Here is a 17,350-nt window from a genome sequence, read left to right on the forward strand (position 1 = left end):
AAACAATGGTATACCCTTAAAAAGTTGCAGGGGAGCAGTTTTCAGTACTAATGACCTAAAGTAAATTTATAGTTAATATAGAACCGAACATCATTGAAATTCTCACCTTGATCAAAATCAATAGTGGCATAACGAGCTTTTAACCCTAAACCGGAAAGTGCTCCAGAGAATTTATAACTAATTGAATAGTTCATTTCGCTAAAATCACTACCAGCATTTTCTGGCACATCATATTGACCATAATATGCATAGGCCTCTAATCCATTAAGGCCGAGTTTCTCAAAATCATAGGCTAGTTTTAATGCATTGACTTCTTCATCAGCACGCGCAGATTGATATACCTGTTGAATAACCACTTTTTCATCTCCCCATGGAGTGAGCACAGTGTCATCACCAGTTTTAGCATATAGATAAGTGATATCAGCACCAGCAAACTTGGCACCGAGATGGAAACCATATTGATATGTGTCTAGAGGGCCGCCAGTTTCATCACCCGTTGCTTTCTGAGTTAAGTAAGATGGAGTGAGATAAAAATTAACCGCACTGATGTCAGTGGAGAATTTTACTTTTGCATAGGTTTGATTAAAAACATCTTCCATGCGGTAATGCCAAAGATTAACCTCGGTTTTGACCGCTTCGAAAGGTAACTGATATTTAGCACCCAGAGCATAAACAGGGTTATCTGCCACCTCAGTAATCACACCCGCTCTGGCTAGCTCACTTTGTACAGCTTCTTTAACCGATATGAAGCTGTTATCAGACCATCCCATTGAGTCCGTAATATACAATGCGGAAAGAGTGAGATTATTTACGCTATTATTTTCAACAGAAAAACCACGAAAGGTTCTTGGAATGGCTCTAATATCGTGAGGATTCATCATCGGAGTTCTTAATTCTTGAGCTCCAAGTTTAAATTTAGTATTCCACCAATCACCTTGAATAAAATATTCTTGTAATCGATTGACACTATCATGGTCGCCATTTTCATCTCGAGCAACCAAACCATAAACACTATCAGAATCATTAGTCCAAATAGGATTAGCAGAGGCAAAGCTAGTACCAAAACTAATTCCGTTAACTTTAGCAGTATTATAATAAAACAGCCCACCTAATGACGTATCATGTTTTTTATTCGTTGCGCCATCATAATCACGCGTAAAATCAAATAACCGCAATTCTCCTTTAACAGTTCCATCGCTAAACATTTTATCAATCGTTGTATCTGCGAACGCAGATACAGAAAGAGCAGACAGCACAAAAAAAGATAGGCTTTTCATTTTCATCATCATCTTCCTGTTATTAGTTAACATGTTTGCCATGCCTATACTGGTTAAGAAACAGACTCCAAACCACCTTGGAGAAATGTATGACGTATAACCTTACTTAACAATGAAGACTGAACAAATATGAGAAACTAGTTGCGAAATTTATAGAGATGTTACTTCGATCAACAAAAATGAATGTTTTTTAATCACTAATATAGGAAATGCGAGAGTACATTTTCTGCCTCAAAAGTACTTTTATGTTAAGATGGCGGAACTAAGCATATTGAGGGCAAACTAGTGCATAACTTCAAGCCAATTAAGCAGATAAAAGCATCTAGTGAAGTTGGACAACAGCTAAAAAATGCTATTTTAGGTGGCGATTATAAAGCTGGTGATAAACTACCATCCGAACGCGAGCTCATAGAATTATTCCAAGTGAGTCGAACCGTTGTCAGGGAAGCCATTAAGAGCCTTGAAGCGAGCGGCTTGGTAGAAATTCGCCAAGGAGCAACGGGTGGTGCATTTGTTAAACATCTGACATTTGAGCGGTTAAGTGATGCCTGCCATGACATGTTTATGATGGGAAAGTTATCACTCCCCGAATTATGCCAAGCGCGCATTTTGATTGAACCTCAAGTCACCAGAATGGCAGCTAAAAATTGCACACCAGCACAAGCAATTGCTTTGCATGAAGCATTGCGACATGAAAATGACTCGTACGCATATCCCGAGACTGTCGCTTTACGCTCTGAAGTGCATTATTTATTAGCAGAAATGTCAGGCAATCGTTTCTTAGAGGCAATTGTAAAATCACTATTGATTTTACTTAAAAATCAAACAATAAAGTTTGAGCCACCAACGGATGAAATCCATCCCTTGGGCTTACACGATGTTATCGTTCAAGCCGTTATCGAAAAAGATGAAGCCAAAGCCGAAGCCGCCATGTTGGCACATTTAGAAGACTTTAATCGTCGTTTGAAAGAAATCGAATTAAGGTATATCAAGCGGCAAAATAACGCTTAGTACTGCCCGCGATAAATTTTGGCATTACAGTTTGATAAGCCGACTTACTGTAATGCCAAATTCTTCCATTACAACTCTTGACGACTGATTGAATCAACTCAATATCAGTATTATCTAATAAGTTAAGCTCGATTCTCTGCACCATACTCTTAAATATCAACCATGCAAGATTTAACAATTTGATTTTTAATAGATAAAATTAATTAACGCGTCAGATTTTACTATTCCCTTTGAGCGATTAACCGCCGCATTACACCTTTAAATAAAAACACCCGATGGGTTCATCAGGTGTTTTAGGAGTCAATCAGTAGCTCTGATGGCAAACCAGACAGTCGCACAAATTTGATCTAATTGATTGCAGATTTAGCTGAATTGAGAATGCTTATAACCCAAAGCTTCAGGATGTTATTTTTTGCAACGTCCAATGCGGGAACCAGTAGATGTGACTTTGTTACACTCCTTAGCGACTTTCTTTTCGGGAGTGTTTGCCACGCTAGCGTCAGCATCATTTGTCGATGCACAACCGCTCAAACCGAGAAATACGAGGGGAATAAGGCTCAGTGTCCATGTTTTTAGCATTGTATACATCCGTGAGTTAATTAGTGTTTAACATTTTGTTGCGGCATTGAATAGCGAAGACAGTAAGCTAACCAATAAAATCTCCTGATACAATGCTATAAACTGCAAAGACAATGTAAATTAATACATTCTACTGACGACATAAGGTTTATTAAGCGATAACACGGTAAAACACTTAGACGATGACCTGATGATAGGTTTCGACTTGGAACGACTCAACCAACTCAGGCATCACTTGGTGGAAATAATGTTGAATAGCCTCTTTAGCGCAGTGCTCATCAAAGGCAGTAATATCAACAAACTTCTCCACAAAGGTCACGCGGCGCGGTTCATCACGGCTGACGTTGAGCTCATACCGAATACAACCGGCTTCACGGCGGGTATCGGGGATCAGCGAGGCGAGCGCCGCAATCAAGGCCTCGGTTTTGCCTTCTTTGGCTAAAAAGCTCGCGACGCAAACGAGTTGTTGTTGATTGATTTTATAGTCCGCAACAGTAGTCATTTGATTTCCTTAATAAGATGTAAATTCAGCTAGTTAAAACTAGATTACTTAGGCTGGTAGCGCATGTCGATATGAGGAATGCCATCTTCCAAATACATTTCAGAACAGATGTTAAACCCGAGTTTTTGGTAGAAGTTTTTCAGATAATCCTGAGCACCAATTTGGATCCCCGCCTTGGGCCAAGTACTGAGTGCAGATTCGATCGCCCGCAGCATCAACGGCATTGCCAATCCTTTACCTCGTCCAGCAGATGACACCACCACTCGGCCAATGCTGGCCTCGGGATAACTCAGCCCCGGAGGCAAAATACGGGCATAGGTGAGTAACTCGCCCGCAGGCGATAAGCCGATTAAATGCTGGGTTTCAGGGTGTCTATCTTTATCATCAAGCTCTGGATAAGCACAGGCCTGCTCGACCACAAACACATCGACTCGCAGTTTAAGGATTTCATATAAGGTGTTGGCAGTTAATTGATTAAATTTAAGAATTTGCCACTCAACTGAATCTTGTATCGACATAAAAAGGCTCTGCGTACGACAGGAAAAGAGCTCGAGTCTATCACAGCTCTGCGCATAAAAAAGCGCCTTAATTCTGGGGGGAATTAAGACGCAAGGGTTACGCATTGCGAAAACTGACTCAGTGTTATTCGATCACCGCATCGTGGGCGACTGGGCCTTGTGGTTTACGGATAAGCAGTACAGCCACCACGGCAATTAACAACAGGGCCCCCATAATCAAAAACACATCGTTATAGGCTTGAATATAGGCCTGCTGACTCATGGTTTGCCCTAACAATGCCTTGGCCTGCATAGAGGCGGTGTAGGGATCCGAGCCACCCTGTTGCAACATACTGGCACTCTGATTCAAATAGTCCTGCGCCTGCGTGCTGACCGCTGGCAAAGATTCCTTCACATGGGCCAAATGGCTGCGAGCCAAGTTATCGGTTAAAGTCGCCACCAAGGCGATACCAAAGGCCCCACCTAAGTTACGCATCACGTTCAGTACGGTCGAAGCCGAAGGATTTTCATGGGGTTTTAAATGCGCAGTCGCGAGCATTCCGATAGGCACTAAAATAAACGGCTGGCCTAAGGCGCGTACCACTTGGGAGGCAATCATCTGCTGCCCAGCGTAATCTGCGGTCATTTGGCTATTCATGTAATAACTGAGGGCAAACATAAAAAAGCCGAAGGCGGCTAAATAACGTCCGTCGAAACGTTGCATTAACCGCGGCACTAATGGCAATACCAAGAGCTGCGGGAACCCCATCCACATAATCACCTCACCAATTTCCAGTGGTGTGTAATCATGCACTTGAGACAAATAAAGTGGGATCAAATAGATAGCGCCAAAGAGCGCCATCCCCAATAAAAAATACGCCACGGTTGAAAGCACAAAATCACGTTTACCGAGTAAGCGTAAATTCACTAAAGGATCTTTACGGTTGAGTTGGATCCACACAAACAGCACTAAATTCACTGCGGCAATGATGGCGAGATTGCGGATCAAATCCGAGCCAAACCAATCCTTACGGTTTCCCTCCTCAAGCACCACCTCGAGGCAACCCATGCCCAGCGCCATGGTGACAATGCCCGCTAAATCGGCATTTTTCAGCTTGTCCCATACCACAGGGCGTTTTTCGAGACCATAGGCCAACATCGCCATTACCAGCAATCCGGGCGGCACGTTGATATAAAACAGGTAATGCCAACTAAAATGCTCAGTTAACCAACCACCTAAGGTTGGGCCAATCGAGGGCGCAAATGTCGCAGTCACCCCGAATAACGCCATCCCCACGGCACGTTTATTCTCGGGTAAAAATTCTAAGATCAGCCGAAAAGCCAGCGGGATCAACGCGCCACCAAAGAAGCCCTGCAACGCCCGAAAGGCGATCATGGCCTCGAGGTTCCACGAAATCGAACACAGAATAGAAGCAAAGATAAAGGCTGCGGTGGTCCACAGCAGATAACGCCTGACCGAGAGCCCAGTGCTTAACCAGCCCGAGAGCGGGATCGCAATCATCTCGGCAACCAGATAAGCCGTTGAAATCCAGCTGCCTTCCTCAAGCGTCGCCCCAAGGCTGCCTTGGATTTCCTTCATCGAGGCATTGGTGATTTGAATATCGAGGATCGCCATAAAGGCACCAATCAAACCACCAAAAACGGCAATCCACGAACGGCGACTACCACGCTCATATTCGCTCGGCGTAGCCCCTGCGGCGATAGCCTCAGGTGCAGCAGCAATTGTGCTCATGTTAACGACCTACTTAGCGACCGACGTTTGCAGCGATGGCTGTCGTCGGATGCGACGCAGTATCGACCTTCACCACCGCACTTAACCCAGGGACGACACGCGCCTCTGCTTCGGACAGCTCTAAACGGATCCGCACCGGAATACGCTGCACGATTTTGGTGAAGTTACCCGTGGCATTTTCGGCGGGCAGCAGACTAAATTTGGCTCCGGACGCCGGCGACAGACTATCGATAACACCTGTAAAGGTTTTGTCGGGAAACGCATCGAGACTGACCTGCACCGACTGCCCGGGTTGCATATGTTGGATTTGGGTTTCTTTAAAGTTCGCCGAGATCCACACAGCCCCGTCCGGAACCAAACTAAAGAGTGCTTGGCCGGGCTGAACATACTGCCCCACCATAGCGCCGCGTTTACCAATCACCCCAGAGAAGGGCGCGGTCACACGGGTATCATTGAGCTGAATGTTAGCTAGCTCCAATGCCGCATTCGACTGCTCAACCACAGAGCTAGCTTGATTAAGCTGAGCATTAAACACAGCAAGCTCACGTTCTTTAGCCACTAACAGCGCCTTGGCTTCATCGAGGCGCGCAGCAGCAGAATCAAAACCCGCCTGCAATTGGTCGACATCGTCCTGTGAGCTGTAATTGCTGACTTTTAACTTTTTCGCTCGGCTTAATTGTTGCTCGGCACGAATTTTATCAGCCTGCGCCGCCACCACACCCGCACTCGCTTGGCTGATCAGCGCATGTTGCAGATCCACCTTAGCGGCTAAGGTTTGTAGATCGGCTTTGGCACTGGCAAGTGCAGCCTCAGCTTGGCTGACTTTGGCGCTAAACTGGTTATCTTCAAGTTGCGCCAATAACTCGCCCTTACGCACATGCTGGTTATCGGTCACATCGGATAACACCACATAACCTGGCACTTTTACGCTCACATGGGAGATATCAGCCTCAACATAAGCATTATCAGTGGTTTCGATAAAACGTACTTGCGTCCACCAGTAATAGCCGCCACCCGCAGCGGCGGCGAGTAATAGTGGAACGGCGATAATGAGCTTACTTTTGGACATGAATGACTCCTTGATTAGTGAGTACTAGTGTACTACTGTCTCATCAAGTTTATTAGGTAGTTAAAAATCAACCCACTGTTTCACAGGTGTAACAATCATGGATCTCAATCGGGTGCAAATATTTGCTCAAGTGGTAGAGCAAGGTAGTTTTACCGGGGCAGCTAAAGCCCTCGGACTCACTAAGGCAACAGTCAGTCGCAAAATTGCCGAACTAGAAGCCGATACGGGTACTCAGCTATTATTCCGAACGACTCGCGCACTCAAACTCACAGAAGCGGGTTCAAGTTATTACAATCGAATCAATAAGATCTTAAGTGATCTTCAAAGCGCCGAAAATCAGCTCAGTGCCCACCAGCAATTAATCAAAGGTAACCTAAGAATCGTATGCCCTATTGAATTAGGCCAACTGTTTCTTGGGCCGATCTTCGCCCAGTTTTTAACCCTTTATCCCGATATCACCATAGAAGCCGAGCTCACTAACCGTAAAGTGGATGTGATAGAAGAAGGTGTGGATCTGCTATTCCAAATCGCTGACTCGAGTGATACCCGCCTACAAAGTTATTCCTTAGTTAACGCCTATAAATCCTTAATGGCCAGCCCTAAATATTTGGCCGAACATGGCACGCCAAAAGTGCCACAGGATTTGGCTAAACATAAAGCGATTCGTTTACAGTCGGCCCATATTGAAGGGGCATGGAAGCTATTTGATGGTAAAACTTGGGTAGTCATTGAGCCCGTCACGCAATTAACAGTGAATAATGTCACCATTGCCCGCGAAGCTGCCATTGCAGGGCTTGGCATTACGGCCGTGCCGTCGATTATTGCCCAAGAGGCGATAGAGAAAGGCTATTTAGTGCGACTCCTTGACGATTATCCTATGGTGCAAACCAAGGTGGTACTCAGCTATCCCAAGCGAGCCTATCTGCCGCGCAAATACCGCGTTTTTATCGAGTTTATCTACGCCTCTTTGTTTAAACGCTGGGGCTCACAAGTATTAGAAGTGCCAGAATTTATCGGTCAGCAAAAATAGACCCATTCACACCAAAATTAACAACTGTAACCTTGAGAGTGTGAAATCTGCCAGTGCAGGATAAATCCTTAATCTCAGAATTGCCTTAATCCTTAAGCCCCTATAAGCTTGGCAAGGTAACAGGCAGCAAAAGACCCTAAGGTTTTCCTGATACAGTTAATACAATAAAATTTAACATTTAATCATATTTTCGGAGGAAACCTAATGAGCTTACTTAAAGAGTTCAAGGCTTTTGCATCCCGTGGCAATGTAATCGATATGGCGGTGGGTATTATCATCGGTGCCGCTTTTGGCAAGATAGTCTCATCCTTTGTGGCCGATATCATTATGCCACCGATTGGGATCATTTTAGGGGGGGTGAATTTTAGTGATCTGAGCGTTGTGCTCCTCGCTGCCCAAGGTGATGCGCCTGCTGTTGTCATCGCTTACGGTAAATTTATCCAAACCGTTATCGACTTTACCATTATCGCCTTCGCGATTTTTATGGGCTTAAAAGCCATTAACAGCTTAAAACGTAAACAAGAAGAAGCGCCTTCTGCTCCGCCCGCACCAACCAAAGATCAAGAACTACTGTCTGAGATCCGCGATCTGCTTAAAGCTCAACAGGAAAAATAAGCCTCAAAAGTCACTTAGGCTGAGTATTGAACATAAAAAACCCATCGATTTCGATGGGTTTTGTTTTTAACCTGTCAGGTCTCGATTACTCTGCGGCTTCGTGCACGGTTTCGCTATAATCTTGCACCACTTCGGCGACTCGGATGCGATAAGCGTTAAACAAACAAGGCACTATGCCAGTCTGCTCGGCAATGCTGTGGGCCATTTGATTACGCCATTGGGTAATAGAGGCCATATCATCCCAAAACGATAAGCTCAGCACCTTACCATCGTCGGTTAAGCTCTGAAAACGTTCAATCGAAATTAATCCCTTGCGGCCTTCTAAATACTGGCGCATTTCAGCGGCCACATGCAGATATTCTTCCTTTCCTTCTTTCGTGGGAACGACTTCAAAAATGACTGCGATCATACTCTCTCCAGAGATACTTATCCTTAATACCAGCGCTAAGCCTAGCCTATATCACACACTATAGCTCGCTGATTTTTAAACTTTAACATTGATACTTACCACAAAATCATGCCAAGACTCAGCCCCAACTAGTCAGGCAATTTATCGTGTCGATATAACCAGCGGTATAAGGTCGGTAATACCAATAAGGTCAACGCCGTTGAGCTAAACAAACCGCCAATGATCACCACCGCTAGCGGCTTTTGGATTTCACTACCAACGCCCGATGACACTAAGATCGGAATTAACCCTAAGGCAGAGGTTAATGCCGTCATCAATACTGGTCGTAAGCGGCCCACAGTGCCTTCATAAACCGATTCATAGAGCGACTCGCCGCTCTGCCTGCGTTGGTTTATCGAATCCACTAATACCACTCCGTTGAGCACCGCCACCCCAAACAGCGTGATAAAGCCAATGGAGCTTGGCACCGACAGATAAGTACCACTAACAAACAACGCCACAATACCGCCGATGAGTGCTAGCGGCACGTTAGCCATAATCAGTAATACCTGCTTAACCGCGCCGAAGGAGAAGTACAACAGCAAGGCAATCAAGGCGATTGAGACTGGCACTACCAACATCAGCTTTTGCTGTGCCCGCTGCTGATTTTCATACTGACCACCCACAATCACAGTATATCCAGCAGGTAGATCGGCCTTTGGCACCAGCGCGTAAATATCATTTACCACAGAGCCCATGTCTCGCCCCGCCACGTTCGCTTGCACCACCACGCGGCGCTGCACATCATCACGGCGAATATTCGGCGGCGCCATTTCCACTGCAACGCTGGCCACCTCACCTAAGCGCACAATTGCGCCATTGCTGCCACTCAAGAGCAAATCCTTAATCACATCTGGACTGCTGCGAAACTCGGCGGCAAGGCGTAAATTAATGTCGTATCTGGCGTTACCGTCGATGACTTGGCCAGCACTGGCGCCACCAATACCTTGGCTGACGAGTGTCATCACCTGATCAACACTGATGCCATAACGGGCAAGCTGCGAACGGTCTGGCCGCACTACCAGCTGCGCCTCCCCACTCACCTGTTCGAGGGACACATCCACAGCGCCGGGGATTTTCGCCACCAGATCGGTCAGCACTTGACCCTTTTCAGATAAGACTTCTAAATCGGGGCCAAAGAGTTTAATCGCTAACTGCGCCTTAACCCCCGAAAGCAGCTCATCGACCCGAGTCGCAATCGGTTGTGAGAAGGTGAGTAGCAGCCCAGGGAAGACACTGAGCTTTTCCTCCATCAGCCGTTGCAACTCCAAACGCGAACTGGCCGATTGCCATTCTTCGATGGGTTTTAGGCCGATATAGACTTCAATATTGCTGACAGGCTCAGGATCGCCGCCTAATTCTGGCGCACCGATTCGGCTTAAGGCATACTCCACCTCGGGGAATTCCAGCAGCAAAGCCTCAAGCTTAGGTGCGACATCCAAAGAGGTGCCAAGGCTGGCGGTGGGTGCTAACGTGACCCTCAGGTTAATCGTGCCTTCCTCTAACTCGGGCACAAACTCGGTACCGAGTCTGGGCAGCAATGCCATGCTCATGACAAACATCAGTGCCGCACTGAGTACCACCATTTTAGGACGCGCTAGCGTTGCACTGAGCAGTTTGCGATATGCGCTATCCAGCGGCCTTAAGATCACACTTTCTTTGAGCACAACTCCACGTTTAAACAGATATACCGCTAAAGCTGGCACCGCGATTAATGCCACCAGCAAGGCGGAAATCATCGCCAAAATAATGCTGACAGCCATAGGTTGGAACAGCTTGCCCTCAACCCCTTCCAGCGCAAATAGCGGTGCAAACACCACAATGATAATCGCCGTCGCGAAGAAGATAGGACTGCACACTTCTTTCGCCGCCAGCATAATGCGCACGGCCATATTCCCCTGATGTTCGTCATCATCAGCGTTAACACCACCATCCTCATCACCATGGTACGGGTCAGTTTCACCATCGGCACGCGCCCTTGCCTCAGCTAAATGGCGGCGATCCGGTTGGGTTAAATGTTTGAAAATATTCTCAACCATCACCACTGAGGCATCGACCAACATACCAATGGCTACCGCCAAACCACCAAGGGACATCAAGTTGGCTGAAAGGCCATAGTAAGACATCACCATCAGCGCCAAACCGATGGACACAGGGATAGACAGCAGCACTAACAGGGTGGCGCGGATATTCACAAGGAACAGCGCCAAGATAACCACAATAAACACAAAAGCCATTAACAGCGCATCACGCACTGTGGTAACAGCTTTATCGACTAAGTCTGCTTGATCGTAAAACACCTCAAAGGACACGCCCTTCGGCAACGCCTGCTCAATCAGATTAATCCGCGCATCGATATCATCAATCGTCGCCTTAGTGTTGGCGCCCATGCGCTTAAGCACTACGCCCGCGACCACTTCGCCCAAGGCTTGCGCCTGCCCCGCATCATCACGGCGCGTCATAGTCACGGCACCTACGCGGATCTCACTGCCAAAATCGACCTTTGCAATGTCACCCACTCGCACAGGCGTGCCACGTACTTCAGTGAGTGGAATTTGAGCAATTGAGGCAAGCCCTGCCTCTCCGGCGGGCAACATACCATAGCCTCGAACCACTAATTGCTCTTGACCTTGGTCCATAAACCAGCCACCAGCGTTACGGTTATTGCTTTCGAGCGCCTGACTCACCTGTGCCATCGACAAGCCATAAGCACGCAACTTATTAGGGTCGACCTGCACTTGATATTGGCGAACTTCGCCGCCAAAAGATAACACATCGGTCACGCCGCCAACGGGCATCAAGATAAGTTTGACGAGGTAGTCGTTAAGACTACGCAGCTCGGCGGCATTGATGCCTGCACTTGGATCTGCCCGCAAAATATATTGATAAATCTGCCCCAATCCAGAGGTGTTAGGGCCAATTTCTGGCACACCCACCCCGCTTGGGATCATCTCCCGCGCCGCCTGTAACTGCTCAAACACTTGCTGTCGGGCAAAGTAAATATCCGTGCCCTCAGCAAAGACGACCGTCACAATGGACAAGCCAGTGCGCGATAACGAACGCACTTCAGTCACCGCTGGCAAAGCATACATGGCCGATTCGACCGGATAACTGATGAGTTTTTCTACCTCTTCGGCGGCCAAGCCCTCGGCCTCGGTATTGATGGTCACCTGTACGTTGGTGACATCGGGAAAGGCATCGAGATTCAACTTGGGCAACATGGCCACACTGACAGCGACCGCCGCCAGCAGCGCCAACACCACTAATAGCCGATTTTTAATCGCGGCTTCGATTGCTTTTTGCAACATAAGAATTCCTTAAGCGAGAATCATAGGCACAGTGATAGGCATCGCGATTAGTGGGCATGAATATCAAAACCAGCTTTCGCCTGCTCCGATGCCAAGAAAAATGCCCCTGCAACTACCACCTTTAATTGTGCCTGCCGTGCTTTATCCAGCTCACTGCCGCGCACTAAACTCAAGCCGCGCTGACGCTGCACCAGCTCGACCTCAATGGCTTCAAAACCATCCTCATCCTGAATAAAAATCTGCCAATCGCCATCACTGCTACGGGTTAATGCCGCATCGGGTAATACAATTCCCGATGAAATACCTGACCCGCTACTCGCCGCTGCCATGTTTTGAGAGGCATCGGCAAAGTACAGCTCGGCAAATTGCCCTGCGTGCAACACATGATCAGGATTAGGCATACTGACTAACACTTGCTCAGTACGTGTCACGCTATCCAGCTCGTGGGAGCGGCCGATAATCTTACCTGCTAAGGTTTTATCTCCCACTTGGATCAAGGCTGGGGCACCCACCTTCACATTGACTGCCTGGGCAGGCGTTAGCTGAGCTTCCACCCAAAGGTGCGACTCATCGGTCAACTGCATTAATGGCGTGCCTGCGCTAAACACTTGGCCTAGCATGGCGATATCTTGCTGCACACGGCCGTCGATAGGCGCCAACAGTTGATAACTACCGATAGCTTCAGGGCTCGACTCTAAGGTACGAATTTGCTCAGGGGTCATTTTTATCGCCTCTAAAATCGCCCGTTTCAGTTCGGCATCGACTTGAGCCTGCATTCTGCGACTCACACTCACAGCGCCTTCACTCATGCGGCGCACGCGGCTCCACTCGGCGGCGGCATTGATATATTCCGCCTGCGCCTTGGCGACTTCAGCGCCGCCTAAGGTGAGTAAGGGCTCACCTTTTTTCACCTCTTGGCCTGGTACCACATGGCGCGCTTGTACGCGAACATCGAGCTGTGGCGCTAAGGTCGCGGTTCTATCACGGTCAACCACTAAAGAAGCCGTTGCTCGAACATCGAGGTTTAAATTGGCAAGACTTAAGCTATCGCTGCTCAAGGGTAACAAACGAATTCCCGCCAGCTCCAACTGTGACGGCGTAAAGGTTAACGCTTGCTCGCTATGGTCATCCGGTGCTTGCTCGGCAGCGGTACTCTTCACTGCGGTGTTAACTTGTTTTTCGCCAGCATGATCATGGCCGTCACCAGCAAATGCTGACGTTGGCGTAATCACGGTTAACGAGGTAAGCATCAGTGCCAACGCTAAACGTGATGGCGTAAACACCGATACGAAACCTGCGGCAGACACATTGGCGAAAGAGTGAAAAACAGATTTAGGAAAAGTTGAATTCATTAGTGTGACCTCACGATTGACTTGGCTGGCACGGCGTTAGTGGGAGAAGTGGCTGTTAACGAATCGATAAAGGGCAGCAGTTGACCGCTGTCCCCCATCCAGGTTAACCAGCTCTGATAAATCGCCGTTTCGAGGTTTAAACCGACCAAATAACTGGCCGCAAGTTGTCGCCGACTCTGTAAATACTCGCTGGTGCTCACATCGCCCGAGCGCCACTGTTCACTTAAGGATTTAGCGGCTTTACTCCCCGAGGCTGCGACTCGCTCACGCCAATCTTGGTAGCGAGCCAGTAAACGGGGTAAGGCATTGTTAAATTGCGCCTGTTTAGCAGTAAGTACTCGCTCACGGGCTAAGTAGGACTGCTCTGCGATAGCGATGCCCTTATCTGCAACCGACTGTAACTCACTGTAGTTATTACGAACCTGCAAGGGGATAGCCACACCGACGCCAAACTTGTTGTCAGAGCCTTCCCGTTCGAGACCAAGGTTGATGATGGGATCCGCCGCTGTATCAGCCTTAACCTTCATGGCATTGGCCTTGGCCAATAACACCTGCTGATGGGCACTGGTCAATGCGGGTAATTCCGCTTTCGGGGCAATCATCGACACAAATTGGCCAATGTCAGAGATGAACTCCCTAAACTTGAGCTTATCAACCCCAAGTAACTCAATCACTTTACCTTCGGCGACTAAGGCCGCTTGTTCGGCCAGCGCATAGTCGGCGGTATTGCTTGCCAGTTCGAGTTTAAGCAGTTGCAACTCAACATCGGACAAATCTCCCGCGGCAAAGCGCTGCTCGGCAATATTGAGCTGTGCCTGAGTAAATCTTAATTGCTGCTCTGCAAAAGTAAGCGCCTTGTGGCTTTGCGACTGCTCGGCCAGCGCTAATAGACGCTCGGCCAACATCTGACTGCGTTCTAACTGTATATCCGCTAACAGGATCTGCGCCTCAAGCTGGGCAAGGCGGGTTGCTACGCCACGCTTATCGCCCCAATCTATGGTTTGGCTCAGCCCTAGGCTGTAGGTATCAGTGTCGGCATTTTGATAATTGAGTCCTAGTTCAGGGTTATAGACGGCGCGATCCTCCGCGGCAATCACCAGCTCCGCCTGTTGCTGCCGAGCAATTTGCGCCTGCACCTCTGGCAACTGATTAATTTGCTTGAGTAACTCTGGCAACCACTGATTCAGCGAGGTTTGAGTTTCTTGGGTTAATAGTTCACCTTGCGCTACTGCATCTAGCTCTTTGACGTCTAGGCTTGAGCTTGCTGCAACAGCGTAGTTCACCTGTCCACCAACGAGCACTAGCGTACTCAACAGGCCAAACAAGGCCTGGGCGATAATGGTTTTCTTCATCGCAATTCCTAACAATATCTAAATAGGATTGGCCCTACGCCATCGACGTGCGGATACCAATCGAATGCTCCCCTGAGGCAAAATGTCGAATAAGCTCAAAGCGCTAGCGCGAGCCAAACACGTTCGAGGTTAATAAAACCTTTGCTTTGGGGATAAATTAAGGGCTTATTGCGGCGCGCCCGAACAATAGATACGCAACCAGAAATAAGCAGATATTGAGGGTTAAGCGATGGGTGGGCGGTACTTAGGTAATTGATCTGGAGGGAAATAGGCTAAATCCGTTGGCACATAGGCCGCTTCAAAGGCTGTAAGCGTTTGGCTGTCGGAATAGGAGAGTAAAGCCACATGACCGCCATGGCATTGGCAATCAAGGCAAAGGTCAAAGTGTTGAATTTCAGTGGTTTGCACTAAATGTGAGTGGCTACTAGCACTGGCAGTCGATACGCCCGCATTGAATGCGGCTTCACCAAACGGCTCGGTACTGAATCCGGGAGCCTGCTCATTGGGGCACACACAATCCACACATTGAGTTAAGGTGGTCACAGGAGCACTAAATTGTAGGTGGGGATGATTCTCGGCTTCTTCAACGCCATTACCCGCATGTAACTGATGGGCACCCAAATTCGCGCCCGCAAATTGCAGCACGATAATGGCTATCAGTAGGGTCACCATTCGGCTAAAGAATGGCTTAGCGGTCGAAATCAAATATCACCTTTGGACGATTTAGTCATAATTCAGCAATAGCTTGTGCAAACTTAAGACAGGGATTTTAAGCATAAGTTCACAGCTTGCAAGGATTAATCTGTCAAGCTGTGACACTATTCGCTTGAAAAACTTACTTAAACACGCAGTGTTTGGCGTAATCGGCCGCTTCGTTCGCAGTCCAATCACCTTTAGGTTTTTCCTTCATTTGCTTACACCAAGCATCACTACCTACCTCTGGCGCACAGGCACTTAAGCCTGCGGTAAAGGCCAACACTAGGGCGATAGCGCCTAATTTAGCGGTCGGTTTGGCAGTCATAGTTTTCAACAAAGACATAGTTAATTCCCTATAAGTTATACCCACCATGGGCCATTAAAAAGTTGAACGTTTAGCGATCCACGCAATGGCTTTGGCTTTCTGCTCCAAGGGGAACCAAGCCACTTCGCCCTGCATAAAGGGGCCGAGTAAGCGCACAGCATTACCCACCCAATCTGGGCCGCCAACAAATACTAAAGCTTCAAAATTAGGAAGTTGGACTTCACCACTGCCCGTTAGCGACTCAAATTCCCAACCTTCGAGTAAGACGTCCGCCTCGATATACAGGCAAACCTGTCCCCAATCCTTGCGGTAACTCTTAATGGCCGGCTGTAAGCGGGTACGATAATCGGTTGAAGAGAGTCGACCACTGGCGAAAAGACTGATAACACCCTTAGCAATATCGGGGATTTGGCATAACATAAAGGCACTCCGAAACGAGAACACTATTTTGCGAACGGGCAACCACGCCTGCCCTGCAAGAATGCGCCCGATGATAACAAATCTATTGAAAAGCCATAAGCAGTTATTGCTCGCTTCTCAAAGCAATTGGACAAAACCCTAAGTCTGCCATGATAAAAATCTCAAACCGTGTGGAACTTCCGGAAAATGAAATCGAGTGGCAATTTATCCGCTCCAGCGGGGCTGGCGGGCAGAATGTCAATAAAGTCTCCACCGCCGCCCAATTGATTTTTGATATCAGAAACTCGTCATTACCCGAGTTTTATCAGCAGCGCCTGCTGCAAAAAGCCGATCATCGGATTACCGCCAGCGGCAAAATCATTATCAAATGTCAGGCGAGTCGCAGCCAAGAGGCGAATCGGCAAACCGCATTGGAACAATTTATCGCCCTAGTTGCCAGCGTGGCCGAAGTGCCAAAAAAACGTATCCCCACCCGTGCGACCAAAAGCAGCCAAACCAAACGCTTAGACACCAAAAAGCAACGTGGCGCCACTAAAGCGATGCGCCAGCTTAAGCTGGATTAACCCAGCTTGCACAGTAACGACATTCATAATGCAAAATCCGCCCGAACAGGTTAAGTTAATGGCATTCAACCCGTTAAGGCATGTCGCAAAAGGAAAGCGTAATGAATCATAAAGTTCTGCTCATCAATGGCCCCAATTTGAATCTCCTTGGCCGCCGCGAGCCCAGTGTTTACGGTCATCAAACCTTAGCCGATATTGTTGCCCTGTTAACAGAACAAGCGCAGGCGGCGGGCGTAGAACTTGAGCATATTCAATCGAATGCCGAATTTGAGCTGATCAACGCGATCCATGCCACCGATGCGCAGATGATTATTATCAACCCCGCAGCCTTTACCCATACCAGCGTGGCCCTGCGTGATGCGCTACTTGGGGTGGATATTCCTTTTTATGAAGTGCACTTATCTAATGTCCATGCCCGCGAACCTTTCCGCCACCACTCCTATTTGTCCGATAAGGCCATTGGGGTGATTTGTGGTTTCGGTGCCCAAGGCTATGAGTTTGCCCTCGCGGCGGCGATTAAAAGATTAAAGGCATAAACGCGATAAGCGTGAGC

The 17,350-nt window shown here is 47.9% G+C and carries 17 protein-coding genes; 5 read left to right on the plus strand and 12 right to left on the minus strand.

Annotation, left to right across the window (positions count from 1 at the left end):
- Positions 1-47: 47 nt before the first annotated feature.
- Complete coding sequence (locus tag MMG82_RS15685) at positions 48-1,310, minus strand: OprD family outer membrane porin (protein WP_241407076.1); 1,263 nt, start codon at positions 1,308-1,310, stop codon at positions 48-50.
- 252 nt (positions 1,311-1,562) lie between these two features.
- Here MMG82_RS15685 and MMG82_RS15690 point away from each other — a divergent pair, with 252 nt between their 5' ends.
- On the plus strand, positions 1,563-2,288 hold the full coding sequence (locus tag MMG82_RS15690) for a FadR/GntR family transcriptional regulator (RefSeq protein WP_088586193.1): 726 nt from the start codon (positions 1,563-1,565) through the stop codon (positions 2,286-2,288).
- A gap of 754 nt (positions 2,289-3,042) precedes the next feature.
- Here MMG82_RS15690 and MMG82_RS15695 read toward each other — a convergent pair.
- The 4 genes from MMG82_RS15695 to MMG82_RS15710 all read right to left on the minus strand — a co-directional run bounded on the left by MMG82_RS15695 (position 3,043) and on the right by MMG82_RS15710 (position 6,688).
- Complete coding sequence (locus tag MMG82_RS15695; protein ID WP_037413979.1) at positions 3,043-3,369, minus strand: putative quinol monooxygenase; 327 nt, start codon at positions 3,367-3,369, stop codon at positions 3,043-3,045.
- A gap of 44 nt (positions 3,370-3,413) precedes the next feature.
- A complete protein-coding gene (locus MMG82_RS15700; RefSeq protein ID WP_144375746.1) occupies positions 3,414-3,887 on the minus strand; it encodes a GNAT family N-acetyltransferase in 474 nt (157 codons plus the stop codon).
- Between the two features lie 124 nt (positions 3,888-4,011).
- Positions 4,012-5,619 (minus strand): DHA2 family efflux MFS transporter permease subunit, encoded by a 1,608-nt coding sequence (locus tag MMG82_RS15705; protein WP_144375745.1) that lies wholly within the window; start codon positions 5,617-5,619, stop codon positions 4,012-4,014.
- 13 nt (positions 5,620-5,632) lie between these two features.
- Complete coding sequence (locus MMG82_RS15710; RefSeq protein ID WP_241407077.1) at positions 5,633-6,688, minus strand: HlyD family secretion protein; 1,056 nt, start codon at positions 6,686-6,688, stop codon at positions 5,633-5,635.
- Positions 6,689-6,785: 97 nt separating this feature from the next.
- On the opposite strand from MMG82_RS15710, the gene MMG82_RS15715 reads away from it, so the two are divergent.
- Together MMG82_RS15715 and mscL are read left to right on the plus strand one after the other, a co-directional pair.
- Positions 6,786-7,718 (plus strand): LysR family transcriptional regulator, encoded by a 933-nt coding sequence (locus MMG82_RS15715; protein WP_088586195.1) that lies wholly within the window; start codon positions 6,786-6,788, stop codon positions 7,716-7,718.
- 204 nt (positions 7,719-7,922) lie between these two features.
- The gene (mscL, locus tag MMG82_RS15720) at positions 7,923-8,333 is read left to right on the plus strand and encodes a large-conductance mechanosensitive channel protein MscL (RefSeq protein ID WP_037413967.1); all 411 of its coding nucleotides are present in this window, start codon (positions 7,923-7,925) and stop codon (positions 8,331-8,333) included.
- An 85-nt stretch (positions 8,334-8,418) separates the two neighbouring features.
- On the opposite strand, the gene MMG82_RS15725 is transcribed toward mscL, so the two are convergent.
- The 7 genes from MMG82_RS15725 to MMG82_RS15755 all read right to left on the minus strand — a co-directional run bounded on the left by MMG82_RS15725 (position 8,419) and on the right by MMG82_RS15755 (position 16,234).
- Positions 8,419-8,742, minus strand: coding sequence for an antibiotic biosynthesis monooxygenase (locus MMG82_RS15725; RefSeq protein WP_037413966.1), 324 nt, complete (start codon positions 8,740-8,742; stop codon positions 8,419-8,421).
- Positions 8,743-8,870: 128 nt separating this feature from the next.
- A complete protein-coding gene (locus tag MMG82_RS15730) occupies positions 8,871-12,089 on the minus strand; it encodes an efflux RND transporter permease subunit (protein ID WP_241407078.1) in 3,219 nt (1,072 codons plus the stop codon).
- 47 nt (positions 12,090-12,136) lie between these two features.
- A complete protein-coding gene (locus tag MMG82_RS15735; RefSeq protein WP_241407079.1) occupies positions 12,137-13,441 on the minus strand; it encodes an efflux RND transporter periplasmic adaptor subunit in 1,305 nt (434 codons plus the stop codon).
- Positions 13,441-14,793 carry a TolC family protein gene (locus tag MMG82_RS15740; RefSeq protein WP_047540035.1) on the minus strand — a complete coding sequence of 451 codons (1,353 nt, stop codon included), beginning with the start codon at positions 14,791-14,793 and terminating at the stop codon, positions 13,441-13,443. The genes MMG82_RS15735 and MMG82_RS15740 overlap by 1 nt, the downstream gene beginning before the upstream one ends.
- Before the next feature lie 222 nt (positions 14,794-15,015).
- Entirely contained in the window at positions 15,016-15,465 is a 450-nt protein-coding gene (locus MMG82_RS15745) for a hypothetical protein (RefSeq protein ID WP_047540906.1), read from the minus strand.
- A 163-nt stretch (positions 15,466-15,628) separates the two neighbouring features.
- The gene (locus MMG82_RS15750) at positions 15,629-15,832 is read right to left on the minus strand and encodes a DUF3012 domain-containing protein (protein ID WP_037428695.1); all 204 of its coding nucleotides are present in this window, start codon (positions 15,830-15,832) and stop codon (positions 15,629-15,631) included.
- 36 nt (positions 15,833-15,868) lie between these two features.
- Positions 15,869-16,234, minus strand: a complete 366-nt coding sequence (locus tag MMG82_RS15755; RefSeq protein WP_023268861.1) for an STAS/SEC14 domain-containing protein — start codon at positions 16,232-16,234, stop codon at positions 15,869-15,871.
- A gap of 149 nt (positions 16,235-16,383) precedes the next feature.
- Between MMG82_RS15755 and arfB the strand changes: the two genes are divergently transcribed.
- Positions 16,384-16,797, plus strand: a complete 414-nt coding sequence (arfB, locus tag MMG82_RS15760; RefSeq protein WP_047540033.1) for an alternative ribosome rescue aminoacyl-tRNA hydrolase ArfB — start codon at positions 16,384-16,386, stop codon at positions 16,795-16,797.
- Between the two features lie 101 nt (positions 16,798-16,898).
- Positions 16,899-17,333, plus strand: a complete 435-nt coding sequence (gene aroQ, locus MMG82_RS15765; protein ID WP_047540031.1) for a type II 3-dehydroquinate dehydratase — start codon at positions 16,899-16,901, stop codon at positions 17,331-17,333.
- Positions 17,334-17,350: the final 17 nt, after the last annotated feature.

Source organism: Shewanella sp. MM_2022_3 (assembly GCF_022557375.1).
Taxonomy (GTDB): domain Bacteria; phylum Pseudomonadota; class Gammaproteobacteria; order Enterobacterales; family Shewanellaceae; genus Shewanella; species Shewanella xiamenensis.